The sequence below is a fragment of the Hungatella sp. L36 genome (assembly GCF_014288035.1).
Map to the genome: position 1 here is coordinate 232,170 of NZ_JACOPC010000008.1, position 17,136 is coordinate 249,305.

At 50.9% G+C, this 17,136-nt stretch carries 13 protein-coding genes; 1 reads left to right on the top strand and 12 read right to left on the bottom strand.

Translation table 11 applies throughout. The features are described 5' to 3' along the window. Positions 1 to 32: 32 nt before the first annotated feature. Complete coding sequence (locus H8S80_RS19570; RefSeq protein WP_117621501.1) at positions 33 to 1,784, top strand: sensor domain-containing diguanylate cyclase; 1,752 nt, start codon at positions 33 to 35, stop codon at positions 1,782 to 1,784. 218 nt (positions 1,785 to 2,002) lie between these two features. On the opposite strand, the gene H8S80_RS19575 is transcribed toward H8S80_RS19570, so the two are convergent. From H8S80_RS19575 to H8S80_RS19630, 12 genes are all read right to left on the bottom strand, one after another. Further along, positions 2,003 to 3,283 carry an L-cysteine desulfidase family protein gene (locus tag H8S80_RS19575; protein WP_117621502.1) on the bottom strand — a complete coding sequence of 427 codons (1,281 nt, stop codon included), beginning with the start codon at positions 3,281 to 3,283 and terminating at the stop codon, positions 2,003 to 2,005. A 37-nt stretch (positions 3,284 to 3,320) separates the two neighbouring features. After that, entirely contained in the window at positions 3,321 to 3,968 is a 648-nt protein-coding gene (locus H8S80_RS19580) for a GntR family transcriptional regulator (protein ID WP_002601236.1), read from the bottom strand. Between the two features lie 97 nt (positions 3,969 to 4,065). Next, the gene (locus H8S80_RS19585) at positions 4,066 to 5,142 is read right to left on the bottom strand and encodes a M24 family metallopeptidase (RefSeq protein WP_117621503.1); all 1,077 of its coding nucleotides are present in this window, start codon (positions 5,140 to 5,142) and stop codon (positions 4,066 to 4,068) included. A 46-nt stretch (positions 5,143 to 5,188) separates the two neighbouring features. After that, positions 5,189 to 6,028, bottom strand: a complete 840-nt coding sequence (locus tag H8S80_RS19590) for a carbohydrate ABC transporter permease (protein ID WP_117621504.1) — start codon at positions 6,026 to 6,028, stop codon at positions 5,189 to 5,191. Further along, positions 6,025 to 6,888 carry a carbohydrate ABC transporter permease gene (locus H8S80_RS19595; protein WP_117621554.1) on the bottom strand — a complete coding sequence of 288 codons (864 nt, stop codon included), beginning with the start codon at positions 6,886 to 6,888 and terminating at the stop codon, positions 6,025 to 6,027. Before H8S80_RS19595 ends, H8S80_RS19590 begins: the two co-directional genes overlap by 4 nt. 71 nt (positions 6,889 to 6,959) lie before the next feature. After that, the gene (locus H8S80_RS19600) at positions 6,960 to 8,411 is read right to left on the bottom strand and encodes an ABC transporter substrate-binding protein (RefSeq protein WP_117621505.1); all 1,452 of its coding nucleotides are present in this window, start codon (positions 8,409 to 8,411) and stop codon (positions 6,960 to 6,962) included. A gap of 15 nt (positions 8,412 to 8,426) precedes the next feature. Next, complete coding sequence (locus H8S80_RS19605) at positions 8,427 to 9,386, bottom strand: uroporphyrinogen decarboxylase family protein (protein WP_117621506.1); 960 nt, start codon at positions 9,384 to 9,386, stop codon at positions 8,427 to 8,429. Between the two features lie 237 nt (positions 9,387 to 9,623). Further along, positions 9,624 to 12,320 (bottom strand): family 78 glycoside hydrolase catalytic domain, encoded by a 2,697-nt coding sequence (locus H8S80_RS19610; protein WP_117621507.1) that lies wholly within the window; start codon positions 12,318 to 12,320, stop codon positions 9,624 to 9,626. A gap of 29 nt (positions 12,321 to 12,349) precedes the next feature. After that, positions 12,350 to 13,855 carry an FGGY-family carbohydrate kinase gene (locus H8S80_RS19615; RefSeq protein WP_117621508.1) on the bottom strand — a complete coding sequence of 502 codons (1,506 nt, stop codon included), beginning with the start codon at positions 13,853 to 13,855 and terminating at the stop codon, positions 12,350 to 12,352. After that, positions 13,852 to 14,784: a transketolase family protein gene (locus H8S80_RS19620; protein WP_055660997.1), complete on the bottom strand. Its 933-nt coding sequence runs from the start codon at positions 14,782 to 14,784 to the stop codon at positions 13,852 to 13,854. The genes H8S80_RS19615 and H8S80_RS19620 overlap by 4 nt, the downstream gene beginning before the upstream one ends. A gap of 4 nt (positions 14,785 to 14,788) precedes the next feature. Then, positions 14,789 to 15,637: a transketolase gene (locus H8S80_RS19625; RefSeq protein ID WP_117621509.1), complete on the bottom strand. Its 849-nt coding sequence runs from the start codon at positions 15,635 to 15,637 to the stop codon at positions 14,789 to 14,791. A 55-nt stretch (positions 15,638 to 15,692) separates the two neighbouring features. Then, the gene (locus tag H8S80_RS19630) at positions 15,693 to 17,102 is read right to left on the bottom strand and encodes an L-fucose/L-arabinose isomerase family protein (protein ID WP_002601246.1); all 1,410 of its coding nucleotides are present in this window, start codon (positions 17,100 to 17,102) and stop codon (positions 15,693 to 15,695) included. Positions 17,103 to 17,136: the final 34 nt, after the last annotated feature.

The window sequence follows — 17,136 nt, forward strand, 5'->3', positions numbered from 1 at the left end:
GATATGCGATTTCCGCTTTTTGCGGTTTTTGTATGCAAGCTATGGAAAATACCTGTAATTCACCGGTTGAAAATGGTGTTCCTATTACACCAGAGCATTTTAATGATCTGATGATGGAGCTGAAAAAGGCCCAGAAGGAACTGGATATGCTGTCTGAGACCGTGCTTGGCGGAACCGCACGTCTGTCTGTGGACGACGAATTCCGTATCATTACGGCCACTGACGGTTACTACCGAATGACCGGATATACGGAGGCGGAGAGCCAGTCTCCCCCCTTCTGCGGCAAAGGAATGAATCTCGTCGTGCCTCAGGACCGCCCGATCGTCACGGAGGCGCTGCAGAAGCTTCTTGTAACGAATGAGCCTGCCACCGTCACCTACCGGATCCAAAAGAAAGATGAATCCATCGCCTGGAATACGGCCTACTGCGCGCGGGTGGATAAGACCGGCGCCGAGCGAACGGTAAACGTCTTTTTCATCGATATCACCGATAAGCATCAGGCAGAAACCAAGCTGGAAAGCCTGATCAATACCATTCCGGACAGCCTGATCCGGCTGCTGATCGGGAAGAAGAATATGGTACGTTATGTAAATAAAGAATTTTATCGGCAGACGGGCTGGCAGCCTGAGGAGCTTCCTCCCGGGAGCCCGCTCTCTCAATTTTACCAGATCATTTACCCGGATGACCGTCAGATGGTGAAAACACAATTTCTCGACTACGTAAAGTCTGATTTGGACAGCTGTATCATGGATTACAGAATCCGCACCAGGCAGGGAGATGTGAAATGGATGCACGCCAGGGCGTTCCGCTTCCGCTCCGACATGGAAGCCGGCCAGATCATTCAGTTTATCATTTCTGACATCACCGAGGAGAAGCTTCAGCGGGAGGCGACCGCACTCAACGAAGAGCGGTACCGGATTATCTCCGAACAGACAAGAGACACGGTGTTCGACTGGGATATTCTTAAAGACAGGATCCAGTTCTCTCCTGTCTATGAGAAAATGTTCGGTTTTCCTCCTCCTCCCGATGTTTCCATAAAGAACCTGACGGAGTACGACATTGTCCATCAGGACGACAAGAAAAATGTAGAAGATATGATCTCTGCCATACTGGGCGGCGCGCCCTATGCGGAGGCAGAATACAGGGCAAAACGGGCGGATGGCACCTACCTGTGGTGCCGGAACCGGGTGACCACTATCTTTGACAGTGAGAAGAGGCCTGTTCATGCCATCGGCCTGCTCAGTGACATCGATGACTACAAGCAGGAGACCGCGCTTCTGCAGGAAAAGGCCACGCGCGATTCCCTTACCAGCCTGCTGAACCGGATGGCTTTGCAGCGGCAGGTGGAACGCCGGCTTAAGAAGTATCCTGGCCGGCTTAACGCATTTCTGTTGTTGGATATCGATCATTTTAAAGAGATCAACGATACCCGGGGGCACAGCATGGGAGATACCGTGTTAAAAAGCATCTCCGCGCTGCTCTCCCAGCATTTCCGCAGTACGGATGTCATCGGACGCATGGGCGGGGACGAATTTGCCGTCTTTTTGACCGACCTTCCCTCCCCTTCCGCGACGCTTCGAAAGGCCGGGGAATTAAAGCACAAGACTGCACAGCTCTTCGAGTCCGGCCCCCTGTCCGGAACGGTCACGGTCAGTATCGGAATTTCTCTCTATCCCTACGGAGGAAAGGACTTCCAGACGCTGTATCAGAAGGCCGACGAGGCGCTGTATCAGGTTAAGAGGAAGGGCGGGAACGGTTACTTCATGAATCCGCCCCACCATTGAGACAGTCCTCCGCCTGGCAGTCCGGCTTCGCATGACAACCGGCGCTGAAGGCGTTTAGAGGGGACAGAACTGATGACGTTTGAAGGGGACAGAACTGATGACGTTTGAAGGGGGCGGAACTGATGACGTTTGAAGGGGACAGAACTGCTGGCATTTTAAGGGACAGTAAAATCATGAATCGTATGATTTTACTGTCCCTTCTGTTTACTATTTACTGTTTACCTTACCATAATTTCCAATATCTTCGCATCGGTCACATTCATTCCCTGTGATGCAATCTCACAGACGCTCTCAATCGTATTTTCTACGGTGTCCTTTACGATCCCGTCTCCCGGCTGGAATTCCTCCGCCTCCATCGACAGGCAGTGCGCCATAATCGCCGCATCCACGGCGGTTGCTATCTTAGCCGCGCACGATGGCTTGGCACCGTCACAGATCATTCCTGATACGTTGGCTAATGTATTTGTGATTGTAGCACAGATCTGCTCATACGATCCCCCTGAAAGATATGTAATTCCGGCGCCTGCGCCGCATGCCGCGCTGACCGCTCCGCAGTATGCCGACAATCTTCCGATTCCGGTCTTTTGGTGAATCGCAATCAGATTGCTGAAGACCAGTGCACGCACAAGCTTTTCATGGCTGACGCCCATCTCTTTTGCGTATTCAATCACCGGGACCGACACGGTAATGCCCTGATTTCCACTTCCCGAATTGATCACAACCGGATAAAGACAGCCGCTCATCCTCGCATCGCTTCCGGCGGCCGCCATGGCGCGTGCTCTGACCTGCACGTCATTGCCGTAGTATTTCACAAGATTGGCGCCAACGGATACGCCGTACTCCTTTTGCATGCCCTCCTGCGCAATTCTTTCGTTATATTCAATCTGGCGGTCGATCAGCTCCTGAATATCCTCCATCTGAACCTCATCCGCAAATGCCAGAATATCAAGAACATTCAGACAGCCTCTGTCCGTCAGGGATTCGTCAAAGCTGCCGGGCTGATACGGTTTTTCGTACAAAGCAAGACCATCTTTCTCGATTCTCACCAGATTGGTATGCTGATGTATCAATTCCACCTTTGCTTCATGGCCATCACGCATCCCGGTAATTCTCACATGCAGGTTCGCCGGGGAATTCATAACCCTGACTTCACAGAAATCGCGGTCTTCAAGCAGTTTTTTCGTTAATTCAATCGCCGCTTCTGTTACTCCGGTCAATACTTCCAGTTTTAATTCCGGATTACCTCCAGCCGCCCCCAACACCGCCGCGGCCTCAAGCCCTTTTAATCCGCCGGAATTAGGAACTACGGCGCCTTTCACGTTCTTTATAATGTTTCCGCTGCTCTCCACCACCAGATGATCCGGCATACCGCCAAGGCATCCGGCCGTCAGAGCCGCCGCATAGGCGATGCAGGTCGGTTCCGTACAGCCAAGGGCCGGAACCAGTTCCTCCTCCAGCACGGCAATATACTGTTTGTAAATATTCTTGTCTATCCTCATACTTCTCCATCTCTTTTTTATCCGGAGAGGCTCATTTCTACGGCCCGAGAATCTCATTCCACAGGCATTCAATATCTTTTACCAATAGTTCTTCCGCCAGTTTTCCATCCTGATGGCGGATTGCTTCCATAATTTGTACGTGGCCATTGGCATCTGTCGGATTACCTGTCTCCCAGGACTTATTAAAGTACTGACTTGCCCCTCTGGAACAGAATTTTAACGCATCGTTTAACGATTTATACATAAACTGGTTGGAACAACACTCACACAGCATCAGATGGAACTCCATATTCGTCGCCCAATGGGTCGTAATATCACGCTTCTGCGCCAAAGCTCCCGCATGCTTTGCATGAGCATTTAACTTATCAATCTGTTCCCTTGTAATGATCTTCATCGTCTTTCTAAGCGCACCTGTCTCCAGGACGATTCTGTATTCGATTATCGCATTGATCTCAGAAGGTGTAATTACAGGAAGCTGATACCCGTATCTTGGAATATTCTTTAAAATCCCCTCACCGCATAACTGAACCAAAGCCTCTCTCACCGGTGTCTTGCTGACACCATACTTTTCTACTAACGTCCTCTCATTCAAAATTGAATTAGCCGGGTACACTCCCTGAATAATATCATTCAGGATTCCCTCATAAACAAGTTCTTTGATTGACTGATTTTTTGCTCCATCCATACCCTTGTTTCCTCTCTGTTGTCCTTTTCCTGCTGGCAGTCCTGCCTCTCGGAATTTCTGTACTAAATATACCACAATAGCTGGAATAATAACAAGTTTATATAATGGCAAATTCCTTTGAGGCCTTCGTGAAATTTTCAAAACCAGTCTCTGTTATAACTCCCATATCTTCAATTCTAATTCCAAAATCATGTTCCAGATAGATCCCCGGTTCCACGGTCATCACCACATTCGGAGAGATCATCTCCTGACAGATTTCATTAAATCTCGGGTTTTCATGGCCTTCCAGGCCTATGCTGTGACCTAATCCGTGTTCAAAGCAGCCCTGATATCCGCTTTCGTTAATATAATCTCTGGCTATGCGGTCAATATCACAGCCTCTGACTCCCGGACGGATACTGATCAGCGCTTTTTCCTGGGCCCTTCGCACAATTTCATAAACTTCTTTTTGGCGGTCCGTGGCGCTCCCTACCGCAAATGTCCTGGTACAATCAGAATGATAGCCTCCAATTACCGCCCCAAAATCAATCATGATCAAATCACCGGATTCCACCACCTTATCGCCGGTCCCGCCATGCGGCAGTGAGGTTTTGCTCCCGGAAGATGATATATAGCCGATATCGAAATTCTCCGATCCCTGCCGGATCATGAAGCTTCCCAGTTCAATCCGAATTTCAGACTCTTTCATGCCCTTTTTTACGCGTGTTAAAATATACTCGTATGCTCGGTCCGTGATTTCCTGAGCTGTCCTCAGACAGGATAATTCGTATTCATCTTTTCGTTTCCGATTTTCCTTAATGATGGAATCCATGCAGTACGTATCGTCGAGACAAATCCCCTCCAGAACTTCTTTTAAATACAGATATCTTTGATGGGATAGATTCTTTTCGCAGCAGACAGAGGACAGCTTCCGTTCTTTTACGATCTGTCTCATAGCTTCTTCGATATTCTTACACAGCCGTACCTCGCAGTCCCGGACTGATAATGACGCCATCTCATAATAGCGGAAATCCACCAACAGTACTGCTTCCTCCTGAGTGATCAGCATACTGCCTTCCCAAATATCTGTATAAACCAGATACTCCCGGTTTCTCCGGTTCTCGATCAGAGCGGCCTCTATCCCTTTTTCTCTCATCTGTTTCTGAAGCACATCAATTCGATTTATTTTTCCCATAGCTTTTTCTCCATTTTTATCTGACAGTCCGTTCTCCGGCTTTCTCTTATCCCTTTACAGCTCCTGCAAAACTGCCTCCCTTTTGGAATCGTTCCAGAATAATGTATAAAATTATGATAGGAATAATGATGAGCGTCGTTCCAGCCAGGATTACCGGCCACGGAGTGGAAAGCCCTTCACTGATCGGGAGCAGCGATATCGTTACAATCAACGTGTATTTGGCCTGTTTCCGCAGATAAAGCAGCGGCCAGAAGAAATCGTTCCATCTGGAAATTAATGTGACCGCCCCCCACGAAGCCAGGGCCGGTTTAATAATAGGTACCACCACCTTCATAAAGATCCCAAAATCATTACAGCCATCAATCTTGGCAGCCTCCACCAGTTCGTCCGGCACATCTGAGATATACTGATTCATATAAAAGATTCCGATTGCGGTGGCTATTCTTGGCACAATCAGGGACCATAAGCTGTTTACCAGATTTAATTTTCTCATTATAATAAACAGGGGAACCGCGCCGACCTCCACCGGAACCAGCATTGTCGCAATAATAAAATAGAATAAGAATTTTCTTCCTGGAAAACGATACTTCGAAAATGCAAAACCGGCCAGGGCACAGAAAAACAGTGAGGTCAGGGTTCCTGCCACCGTAGTGAACACACTGTTAAACGTATTCTGGGCGATCGGGATCAGCTCGAACAGCCTTTTAAAGTTGGACAAGGTTGGATGCTCAATCCACAGAGAATGAAATCCTGTCATGCTTTCCGATGTACTCTTAAATGAGATCAGGCACATCCATAAGATCGGGAACAGGCAGAACGCTACGATAACGATCAAAATCGCGTGAACCATGAAGGACTGCCATATTTTCTTTCCTGTATTTTTCATGATACGGTCTCTCTGCCTCCTTTTCTGACGATGAACTGCACCAGTGAAATGATGGTCAGCAATACAATCAATATAACACCGATTGCCGACGCATAGCCCATGTTAAATACATTAAAGCCCGATTCATACATGTACTGGAACAGCGATGTATTGGACGTTCCCGGACCTGGAAGAATATAAGGTTCATTAAATATTTTCCACATATCCACGGTCAGCGTAATGGAACAGAACAGCAGGATATTGCTTATGGAAGGCAGCGTAATATAGACAAATTTCTGATAGGTATTGGCCCCGTCTACAGTGGCAGCTTCATAGTAATCCGGCGATATATTCAGAAGCCCCGATAATACAATCATGGTATACCACGGGGTATTTCTCCAGACGATCAGGAGGATTACCGGTATTTTCGAATACGCTGTACTGGCCAGCCAGGGAATCTTCTTTCCCAACACCTCGTTGACTAAACCGACATTCTCATCGAACAGCATTCTGAACATCAACCCCATCGCTACAGCTGCGCAGATATTCGGCAGGAAAGTGGCCGTCTTAAAAAACGCCTTTCCCTTTAGCAGCTGACTGTTCAGCAGGGAGGCTATCAGAATCGCAAGAAATAAGATAAGCACAAGTCCGGTGAGCCAATACACTACCGTATTCCACAGAGCTTCCCAGAACATGCCGTCGATCAGCATCTTTCTGAAATTATCCAGCCCCACAAATTCCGGTGCTCCGATTCCTCTCCATTTCGTAAGGCTTATGTAAAAAGTCCATACCGTGGGAATTAACTGAAATACTAAAAACAGAATAAAAAATGGGAGTATAAACAAATAAGGGGCTTTATATTTTTTTATCGTCTTAATCATCTTCTCACCTATAAAGATATGACAGCAGAAATAGCCGTCTGCCGTCATATCTCCCTCTGCTGCAATAGAAGTTATTTTACAATCTCAGCTTTTCCAATCTTAGCCTTCAGATTTTTATCCATATTGGCAATTGCTTCTTCCATCGTCTGGTCTCCAGCTACATATTTTTCAATTTCGGCGGAAATGATCTCGTCTCCCTCCGCATCCTGCGGCGTTACCACCATATTATCTGCACCATTTTTAAGAGTCAGGGCCTCCCATTCACGGAAGGACTGTCCTCCATAATAATCAGAAGGCTCCTTCCAGAAATCGTCCTCTAAAAGCTCTAAGGAAATCGGGTTCGTATACGGCGCATTCTGCTCTTCCATCGATTTAACCCATGCTTCCTTTGATTCTTTATCAAAGGTGAAATCTTTCCACATCTGTTCTACCAGTTCCTTATAAACGCCGTCTTTTCCCTTTTCAAGCACGCATAAATAACTGGATACAGGGGCGCCCGCCCTGCCTGCACTGTCAAATACCGGCGCCGACATAATTCTCCACTGTCCCGCTACAGCCTGGCAGTTCTGTCTCATAAACTCGTCCCAGTAGGCGCCAATATCAAAGGTAGCGATCTTCTGGCTGTTGACCGCATCGTACAACGCGGGATCATACATCTCCACACGCATCAGGAGGCCCTCCGAATACATGGTATCCAATGCACCCAGGGCTGTCTTTGTCCCTTCATCGCTGCCTATAATGACATTTCCGTCATCGTCCCAGACCTTCGCATTCGCCTGCGGCATGAGTCCGCGCCTTCCCCAGCACTTCCAGGTCATATTATTAGAGCCTATCCAGGATAAGTAAACCTCACCGCTGCTTTTTTCTTTCAGCTGTCTCCCCGCCTCAATATAGCCATCCATCGTAGACATCTGTTCCGGATCTACGCCGTACTTGTCGAAAATCTCTTTGTTATACATCAGCAGCTGCGGCCTCACGGAATCCGGGAGGCCGTACATCCTGCCGCTTACCATGCCGTCTGTAACAGCGCCGTCAACCATTTTCTCTACAAACGGCTCCAGAAAGTCAGTCTCATCAACCAGTAATCCTGCCTGCACCAAATCCATCAGATTCAGCCTGTCTAAGAACACCGCATCAGGCAGGTCCTCCACCGCCCCCGCCAGGGAAGTCATCGTAATTTTTTCTCTGGCATCCGCGTTGCTCTCCACCTGCACGAACTCTACAGAAACTTCCGGTGCAATATCCCTGTGATTATCGAGCCACGTCTCAAAATACTGCTGTCTGTACTGAGGATTGCCGTTCATGTAAAAGGTTACAGTTCCTTTCGGAAATACTGTAGCTTCTGCTGCCTTCTCTGTCTCCTCCTTCTCTGCCGTTTTGCTCTCTGCTGTTTTGCTCTCTGCCGCCTTCGTATCCTGGACCGCTGCCGTTGTCGGCTGACTGCTTTCTTTTGCTCCGCATCCCACCAGTAATGATGCTGCCATGGAAACCATTAATAAAGTTGCTGCGCCTCTTCTTCTCATAACATTCTTCTCCTTTTAAATACTTCTTACTGCGTCTACAATTATCTTAATCCTTTCATATGGAATCTCTGTTGGAAGGGTACAGTCAGCCCCCATGATGAAACCCTTTTTTCCAAAATCCATAACAACTTTTTTTGCTGCCTCTGCGAGCTGCTCTCCGGTACCATCTACCATGACACCACTTCGATTCGCCAGTCCCCCCATGACAGCGGCGTTCGGAAATAACTGTCTCCCCTCTTCAAGAGAAAATCCCGTTTCATAAACTCCCCAGTTCACGACATCGGCTAAATCGCCATACGTCGCATACCGGTTCATATTCAGATTGTTTTTACACATATGCAGAAATGTGTACCCATCCGCTTCTTTCACTGCACGTAAAATCTGCTTGTCATACGGTTCTATACACTCGGCAAACTCGTCGTCCGTAAAGTAATGCTTCTCTCCGCCTAAAGCCGCATAATAGACACCGTCAAGTCCCATCTCGATGTACTTCTGGGACAACTGGCACATGCCATCGGTTATTCGCTTAAATGCCTCGATTACTGGTTTCTTATTTTCCCTGATGTGAGTGCAGAACAGTTCTCTGACAGCCTCGTATCCGTATCTCGCTTCAATTGGATGGATTGCCGAAGCGCAGATCCCGTGAATGGTGCCTAATTTGAAAGCACTGGGATCACACTTTTGAAGAATCTCATCTACCAGATGAATCTGATCCTGCATAAAGGTGTCTTTTAAGGAATACGACGGAATCTTATTCCAGTCCTCCGGAACCCGTATCTCTCCGATATCCGGAACGAGATTCTCGTTCATAATCTTCAGAATATCCGTATCAGTCCTTTCAAAGAACTCCAGATGTGACGTTACAGCCTCCTTTCCAAACGCGCGTTCTGCAGGAAAATGCAGAGAAAAGCCAGTCGAAACATAATCGGCCTCACCCCCCTGAATTGCAGTGATTACCCGCTCCCTCTTTGTCATTGCCTACCTCCATACCCTATTAATATTATTTCTATTACTACTACTGATATTATCACAAGACTTATCAACAGTCAATACTTTTTTAGCTAATCTGTATATAATTCTTTATTATATCTTTCCTTTTTATTCATTTATTACATATCAGGCAGAAAGGTCCTGCTCTCCAATACAAAATAAAACAGAGTGAACATGCCAGGGCCGCCTTGCCCTCCCAGTATGTTCACTCTGTTTTTCCTGCTATATTTCAAACACAATCCGATACGTCCCGGACCCGGCTTCCGCCTCCATATATCCATCCCCAGGTCTAAAGCACAATCCATCGTCTTCCACCACGCGCTGCGCACGGTCAAGCCGTATGGCCGCTCCGGTGTTGGCCGGGATATCTGCCAATAAGGAGATCCGGTTTCCCTCCATCTCCCAGCGCACGCGGATCGTGCCGTAGATGGTCTCATGCCTGGCATCGGTATAGCTTAAGCCTCCGCCCATGCGCGGCCAGATCACCGCATGTTTAAAGCCCGCCCCTGTGAAAGCGGCCTCATCTGTCTCTATTCCAGCCATAACGCGGTACATCCACTCGCCGATGGCTCCGTAAGCATAGTGATTAAAGGAATTCATACCCGGGCTCCACATGGTTCCGTCCGGCTTAATCCCATCCCAGTGCTCCCAGATGGTGGTCGCCCCCATCTTCACCTGATACAGCCACGAAGGGTAATCTTCCTTTAAAAGCAGGTCGTAAGCCTCCTTTAAGCATCCATTCCGGCTTAAGGTGTGGCAGAAATACGGCGTTCCGATAAAACCGGTTACGAGATGGCCGTCTTCTTTATCCAAAAGGCGTTTTAACCCGTTTACGGTCTGTTCGGTCCTGCCTTCCGGCACCAGTCCGAAGTAAAGTGCCACGATATGGGCGGTCTGCGTCTGGGCCTTTAAGCTGCCGTTCCCGTCAAAAAAGGTGTCCTGGAACTTCTTCACGATATGTCCGTATAAGTCCTCATACTCCGCCGCTTCATCCTTCTTCAGAATTCCGGCGATTCTGGCAAACAATCCTGTGGAATAGGCAAAATAGGCCGTGGAGGTCAGGTCGGTCGGCGTAGCCCCGAAGAAGCTCCCCTCCTCGGCATCCAGCGCCACCCAGTCGCCCAGCTGAAGCTTGTAATTCCAGATATAATCCTCGGAGTGCTCCCTCATGAACTCGATCCATTTCCTCATGCTGTCGTACTGCCGCTCCAGGATCGCCGTATCTCCGTACATCAGATACATGGTCCATGGAACGATGACGGCCGCGTCCGCCCATGCGGAGGCGGAATGAGGTCCCTGCTTCAAAAGCCAGTTGCCTTCCGCGTGCTCCTCCTCGATGTTGGGAACCACATGGGGAACTCCGCCTTCCGGCGTCTGATCCGCTTTTAAATCCCAAAGCCATTTCTTATAAAAGGTATAGGTATTCATCAGATAACACGCCGTGCGGCAGAAAATCTGAGCGTCTCCCGTCCAGCCCAGCCGCTCGTCACGCTGCGGGCAGTCCGTAGGCACATCTAAGAAATTGCCCTTCAGCCCCCAGAGATAGTTGTGATGAAGCTGGTTCAGCAGCGGATTGGAACAGGTGATCTCTCCGGCCGGCTCCATCCCGGAGTGAAGCGTCTCTGCCGTAAATGCCTTCGCCTCCGGCGTTCCCGGATACGAGACCACCAGGGCATACCGAAATCCCATATAGGTAAAATGCGGGTGGTACGTAATCTCGCCGTCCCTCCCAAAGATATACTTCATGGTGGTTCTGGCCTTACGCAGGTTATCCAGATAGACGCTGCCCTCCGTGTCCAGAATCTCGAAGCAGCGCAGCTCTATGACATCGCCCTTCTTCCCGCTTGCCGTCACGCGGATTCTTCCTGCCATATTCTGTCCAAAATCGATGACAGTCTCCCCTTTGGGTGTGACGAACACTTCTTTCGCAGGAATCCGGTCAATCACCCGGACTCTGGCGCCGCCCTGTGCATGCAGGACCGAGGTGTCAAACGGGACGGTTTCCACGGCATGCCAGCCGCCGGCGGTGTGATCTGCGGCAGTCCTGTCAGCCCCGCACCAACCCGGAAGCTCCAGAGAGGCGTCATACGTTTCCCCGTGATATATTTCAGAAAATACCACCGGGGCGTCCGTCCCCTCCCAACTGTCACCGGTGCAGACGGTCTCTTCCCGTCCGTCTTCATATCTCAAAACCAGCTGCATGGCAAACGCGGTCTGGTCTCCATAGTTATTGCGGGATCTCGTGAGACCCATGACGCCTTTGTACCATCCCGCCCCCACCATGGCGCCTGCGGTGTTGACGCCTTCTCTTAAGCATCTGGTGACATCGTACGTCTGGTACAGCAGGTGGCGGCGGTAGGATGTCCATCCGGGCGTCATCTCATCCTCTCCCACCTTTTCTCCATTTAAATAGAAATGGTACAGCCCCAGCGCCGTGGTAAACGCATACGCCTCTTTTAAACCACTGCCGACCGAAAAGCTTCCTCTCACCAGGGTTCCCTTCGACTCTTCCAGGCAGGCGGGCGCGGATTCGGCCGATACGAAGGGCGCCTTCCACTCCTCGCTGCTTAGCAGGGCTGTCACAAAGCTTCCCTCACACCAGGCGCTCTCCTCACATTCCGCTAAAGCGGCGTGGAGGACATCTCCTGCTCCTGCCCATACCCGGACACGGACACCGTAATTCACAGCGGATTTCAGTTCCACGTGAAGCGGGCGGATGTGGGCGGATTCACAGCTCTCTGTCACTCCGCTGTCGTAGACAGGTGTATCAAAGTCACGGTTTTCTGCAATCTGCAGCTGGTACGCCTTCTGCACGACACCGCGTTTATCCGACTTCAGTTCCCAGTTAAACTGGGGCATCTCTTCGACACCGGCCGGGTCTTTTTCGTAATCCATTAAGATTCTTACGATCTCTAACATGATGATTCTCCTTTGCTTCCTCCGTCTTCTTAAGGCTTCAGCACCATTTCCACGGCCGCCTTCCATCCCTTCAGCTTTTCGTTCCGCTCCGCGGGATTCATCGCAGGCGCGTACTGGATGCTCGGAAGCCTTCCAAACAGGGATTCATCGTAAATCCCGGCTCCAAGGCCGGCCGCATAGGCTGCTCCAAGGCCGGAAAGCTCCTCCACCCCGGGCACCCTGATTCTGCTATCCAGTATATCACTCTGGAACTGCATCAGGAAGCTGTTTTTTGTTGGACCTCCATCGACCCGAAGCTCCACCTCACCGATTCCGGCCGCCTCCTTCATCAGCGCCACAATGTCTGCGATCTGGTAAGCAATGCTGCATAAACCGGCCTTCACCATTTCGGCGCGGCCGGTGGTCCTGCTCATACCGACAAAGGCCGCAGACACGTCGCTGCGCCAGTACGGAGCCCCGAGACCGGAGAACGCCGGAACGAGGTACGTGCGGTCTGCCGGATTGGCCGTATTGGCCAGTTCCTCCGATTCCGCCGCATGCTTCAGAAGGCCCACCTGATCTTTCATCCAGGTGATGACGGCGCCCGTATAGTTAATATTTCCTTCCAGCACGTACTGGACACGGCCGCCCGTCTTCCAGGCCAGGGAGGTGACAATTCCCAGATCTGAGAAGATCGGCTGCTCTCCGATGTTCATCATAATGGAGGAACCCGTGCCGTACGTGGTTTTCATCATGCCGCGGGTGAGACAGCCCTGGCCGAACAGCGCGCCGTGGGAATCACCCATCACGCCGTGGATCGGCACCTCGGCAGGCAGGATTCCCTCAAAATCGGTCATTCCGAAATATCCATCGGAATCGGTCACCTCCGGCAGGCAGGCGATAGGAATTCCAAATATTCCGCACAGCGTCTCATCCCATTTTAAATCTCGTATATGAAAGAGCTGGGTTCTGGAAGCGTTGGAATAGTCGGTGCGGAATTCCTTCCCCTTTGTCAGACGGTATACCAGGTAGCTGTCCATGGTGCCGCAGCAAAGCTCCCCGCGGGCGGCCAGACCGGCAGCCCCTTCCACGTGTTCCATAATCCAGGCCAGTTTTGCCGCGGAGAAGTAAGGGGAGAGCTTAAGGCCGGTTCTCTGTCTCACGTCTTCGGCTGCACTAAGATTGTCTTTTTGCCTCACAGCTCCTACCGCAATCCGCCTGCATATCTCCTCTCCCCTGGCGCACTGCCAGACGATGGCGTTATAGACGGGTTTCCCGGTATTCCGGTTCCACGCCATGGCGGTTTCCCTCTGATTGCTGATTCCCACGCAGGCCACGGCTTCGCGGTCCACGCCGCTCTTCCCCAGCAGCTCTTCCACCACCAGAAGCGTATTCCGGTAGATTTCTTCCGGATCGTGTTCCACCCAGCCGCGTTCATCGATCAGCTGGGCGTGGCTCCTGTCCGTCCGGTGAAGCAGGTTTCCCTTTTCATCGAACAGTATCGCCTTCGTTCCCTGGGTGCTCTGGTCTATTCCTATTATAAATTTCTGTTTCATGTCAACAGCTCCATCGCCTTTTTCGCAATACCTTCTGCGTTCAGGCCGTAATAGTCAAATACTTCCTTCGAGGTTCCCGTAATCACCGGGGCATCCGGCAGCGCGAGGATATCCATTTTTCTCGGACAGTTTTTGGCCAGCACCTGGCTGACCATGGCGCCCAGGCCGCCGAACGGTGCATGCTCCTCCACTGTGATTACCGCCTTCACACCCTCTGCCGCGGTGATCACCGCTTTTTCATCAAGGGGTTTTAAGCAGTACATGTCGAGAACCGCGGCGGATATTCCTCTTTCCTTTAACAGTTCCGCCGCCTGCATGGCGGGCCGGACCATCTCCCCGCACGCAATGATCGCCAGGTCGGTTCCCTCGCTGATCACAGTTGCGCGGTCCATCTCAAATGGAACACGGTCTTCCTCGTATATATCTTCCACCGGATTTCTTCCCACGCGGATATAGGCCGGCTTCTCATCCGATACCAGAGACTCCATCAGTTTTCTCGTCTGATGGCGGTCGCTGGGCACATAGACTCTCATATTTGGGATCGCGCACATGGCCGCAAAATCCTGGGCCGAATGGTGGCTCATTCCCAATGCTCCGTAGCTGATTCCTCCGCTGATTCCGATCAGCTTCACATTGGTGTTGGAGTAGGCCACATCCACCTTAGCCTGTTCATAGCTTCTAGTGCTTAAGAAGCAGGCGGGAGATGCGGCATACGGTTTTTTCCCCGCCCTGGCCATGCCTGCGGAAATGCTGACTAAATCCTGTTCCGCAATTCCGGTCTCCACAAACTGTTCCGGATAGCCTTCCGTAAATGGCGTCATGGAGGCGCTTCCCCTGGAATCACTGCACAGCACAACGATGTCCCTGTCGGTCTTCGCATGCTCCATCAGCACGTCACAGATTACCTGTCGGTTTGGTATTTTATTCATAGCACTAAGCCTCCTTGTTATGCGCGCTGAGCGACCGTAACTCCCGCTCACGCAACTCTTTTACAGCCGCCTGATACTGTTTGGCATCCGGCACCTTGTGATGCCACCCGGCACTGTTTTCCATGAAAGAGACGCCGCATCCCTTCGTGGTATTGGCGATCACTACGGTAGGGCATCCCTTTGTCTCCCTCGCTGCTTCAAATGCGTCCAGAAGGGCGTCGATCTCATTGCCTGCCACACTTAGGACGTTCCAGCCAAATGCCGCGAAACGGGCCGCAAGATCGTCGTGGTGCATGACCTCCTCCGTGGAACCGGAGATCTGAAGCCGGTTTCTGTCGACCACGGCGCACAAGTTATCCAGACGGTACTGGGAAGCTGCCATGACGCCTTCCCAGACGGAACCTTCCGCCAGCTCTCCGTCTCCCATAACCGTGTAGACGCGGCTCGGCCGGCCGTCCATCTGACACGCTTTTGCGATGCCCACGCACACAGGCAGGCCGTGTCCCAGGGAACCGGAATTCATCTCGATGCCCGGCAGCTTGTTGTTGGGATGGCCGATATACTTTGAACCGAATGTGGAAAAATTCCGGATGACGTCATCGATATCCAGAAATCCCTTCGCCGCCAGAACCGAATAGTAGGCCTCCACGGAATGGCCCTTGCTCATCACGAAGTAATCCCGGTCAGGATCATCCTGATTTTCCGGGCTGATGTTCATTTCCTTCAGGTACAGGCTTACCAGGATTTCCATGACGCTGAAATCTCCGCCGATATGGCCGGTTTTTGCCCTGTATACCATGTCCAGTACATTTTTACGAAGCGCGTAGGACAGCGCCTTTAGATTTTCATTCATTCCATTTACCCCTTGTTCTGATATGCTGCAATTCGCTCTGATTTACTTACCCCTTTCACCTGCCGGACGGACTGTAGATCGCCGCTTTTACCTCTTCCTCGATGGGATCATATAAATCCGGGGTGACTCCTATGTATTTGCATGCCTCATATAATACCGGCACTACGTCTTTGTGGATTCCCACACAGTGATGGATATACGGGCCGCAGACCAGCTTGTTCTCAAGGCGTTTTAAATCCTCTACCTCCACCCACACATACGTGCCTTTCGTGTATGGTCCCTCGATGCCCCTGGCATTTCCAAGAAGCAGGGAATACTCTCCGTTGTCGCCGTCGAAGCGGCAAAGGGTCATCTCACCGTGCTTCGCTTCGGCCTCCACTGCCCCCGGATAGTCGAAGGCCAGAGGGTAGCCGATGGTTGGTTTTTCCTTCGCCACGGAGATCGGCCACGGGCCGCAGTGCTGAAGCAGCTCCCCGTTTTCGTTGTCCGGATGGCGCACCGTCCAGTCCGCAAAGAAGGTTCTCGCCTCGTCCATCCCCGCCGCTTCCGCCATCACCGCGGTGATCGCTCCATGAATATCGGTCTCACAGACAACGGGAATTCCTTCTTCATTTAATAAGGAATTGGCCGCGCAGGGCATGATTCCGATCTCGCTCTGAAGCGCGTTCCAGCACTGGATTGCGACCGCATTGCAGCCGTACTTTTCGGTCAGGCGTTTCATCGCTACCTTGAGGGCGGCTACATTTTCCAGTTCCCCATCTTTGATCTTGACGCACATGCCGGTTCTGCAGTAGTCCATCACAGCCTGCACCTCCACGCCCTCCTCCTTCGCCCGCTTCATCTCGGCGGTCAGCTCCGGAATCGGAATCGGTGATAACTGAATCTGAAATTTCTCCAGCAGTTCCCCTTCGTTGCACATGGTGGACCAGAAATCAAAGGGTCTCGGCCCGATCTGAAGAATTCTCGTATGGCGGAATACCTTCACCACGTTGCAGACCGCCAGGAAGTTACGAATTCCGCCCTCGAATTCCGGATCCTCCAGACGGCAGTTTGTTAAATAGGTAAACGGCACCCCGAATCTGCGCAGGACTTTTCCGGTAGCAAATAAACCGCACTGGCTGTCCCTTAAACGGATTCCATTCTCATCCGGCCTCTCATCCCTTGGTCCCCATAAGAGAACCGGAACATTCAAACGCTTTGCAAGCCTTGCACAGACGTATTCTGTTCCAAAATTACAGTGAGGAAGAAACAGTCCGTCAACACCTGCCTCCTCAAAACGTTTCACAATGGCGTCGAGATCGCCGTCATCGTATAGCAGTCCCTCTTCATTGATCCCGTCGAGACCGACAAACTCTACTCCCAGCTCTTCCAGACGTTTCTTCGTTAACCCGGCAAACTTTAACGCATCCGGAGCGCTGAATATGCTTCTTCGTGTAGGCGCAAACCCCAGTTTCAGTGATAACATACGTTTCCTCCTTTTAAATCGCAATTGAATTATA

Coding starts and splice junctions, on each gene's coding strand:
- H8S80_RS19570 (WP_117621501.1), top strand. CDS start 33: ATGCAAGCTATGGAAAATACCTGTAATTCACCGGTTGAAAATGGTGTT.
- H8S80_RS19575 (WP_117621502.1), bottom strand. CDS start 3,283: ATGAGGATAGACAAGAATATTTACAAACAGTATATTGCCGTGCTGGAG.
- H8S80_RS19580 (WP_002601236.1), bottom strand. CDS start 3,968: ATGGATGGAGCAAAAAATCAGTCAATCAAAGAACTTGTTTATGAGGGA.
- H8S80_RS19585 (WP_117621503.1), bottom strand. CDS start 5,142: ATGGGAAAAATAAATCGAATTGATGTGCTTCAGAAACAGATGAGAGAA.
- H8S80_RS19590 (WP_117621504.1), bottom strand. CDS start 6,028: ATGAAAAATACAGGAAAGAAAATATGGCAGTCCTTCATGGTTCACGCG.
- H8S80_RS19595 (WP_117621554.1), bottom strand. CDS start 6,888: ATGATTAAGACGATAAAAAAATATAAAGCCCCTTATTTGTTTATACTC.
- H8S80_RS19600 (WP_117621505.1), bottom strand. CDS start 8,411: ATGAGAAGAAGAGGCGCAGCAACTTTATTAATGGTTTCCATGGCAGCA.
- H8S80_RS19605 (WP_117621506.1), bottom strand. CDS start 9,386: ATGACAAAGAGGGAGCGGGTAATCACTGCAATTCAGGGGGGTGAGGCC.
- H8S80_RS19610 (WP_117621507.1), bottom strand. CDS start 12,320: ATGTTAGAGATCGTAAGAATCTTAATGGATTACGAAAAAGACCCGGCC.
- H8S80_RS19615 (WP_117621508.1), bottom strand. CDS start 13,855: ATGAAACAGAAATTTATAATAGGAATAGACCAGAGCACCCAGGGAACG.
- H8S80_RS19620 (WP_055660997.1), bottom strand. CDS start 14,784: ATGAATAAAATACCAAACCGACAGGTAATCTGTGACGTGCTGATGGAG.
- H8S80_RS19625 (WP_117621509.1), bottom strand. CDS start 15,637: ATGAATGAAAATCTAAAGGCGCTGTCCTACGCGCTTCGTAAAAATGTA.
- H8S80_RS19630 (WP_002601246.1), bottom strand. CDS start 17,102: ATGTTATCACTGAAACTGGGGTTTGCGCCTACACGAAGAAGCATATTC.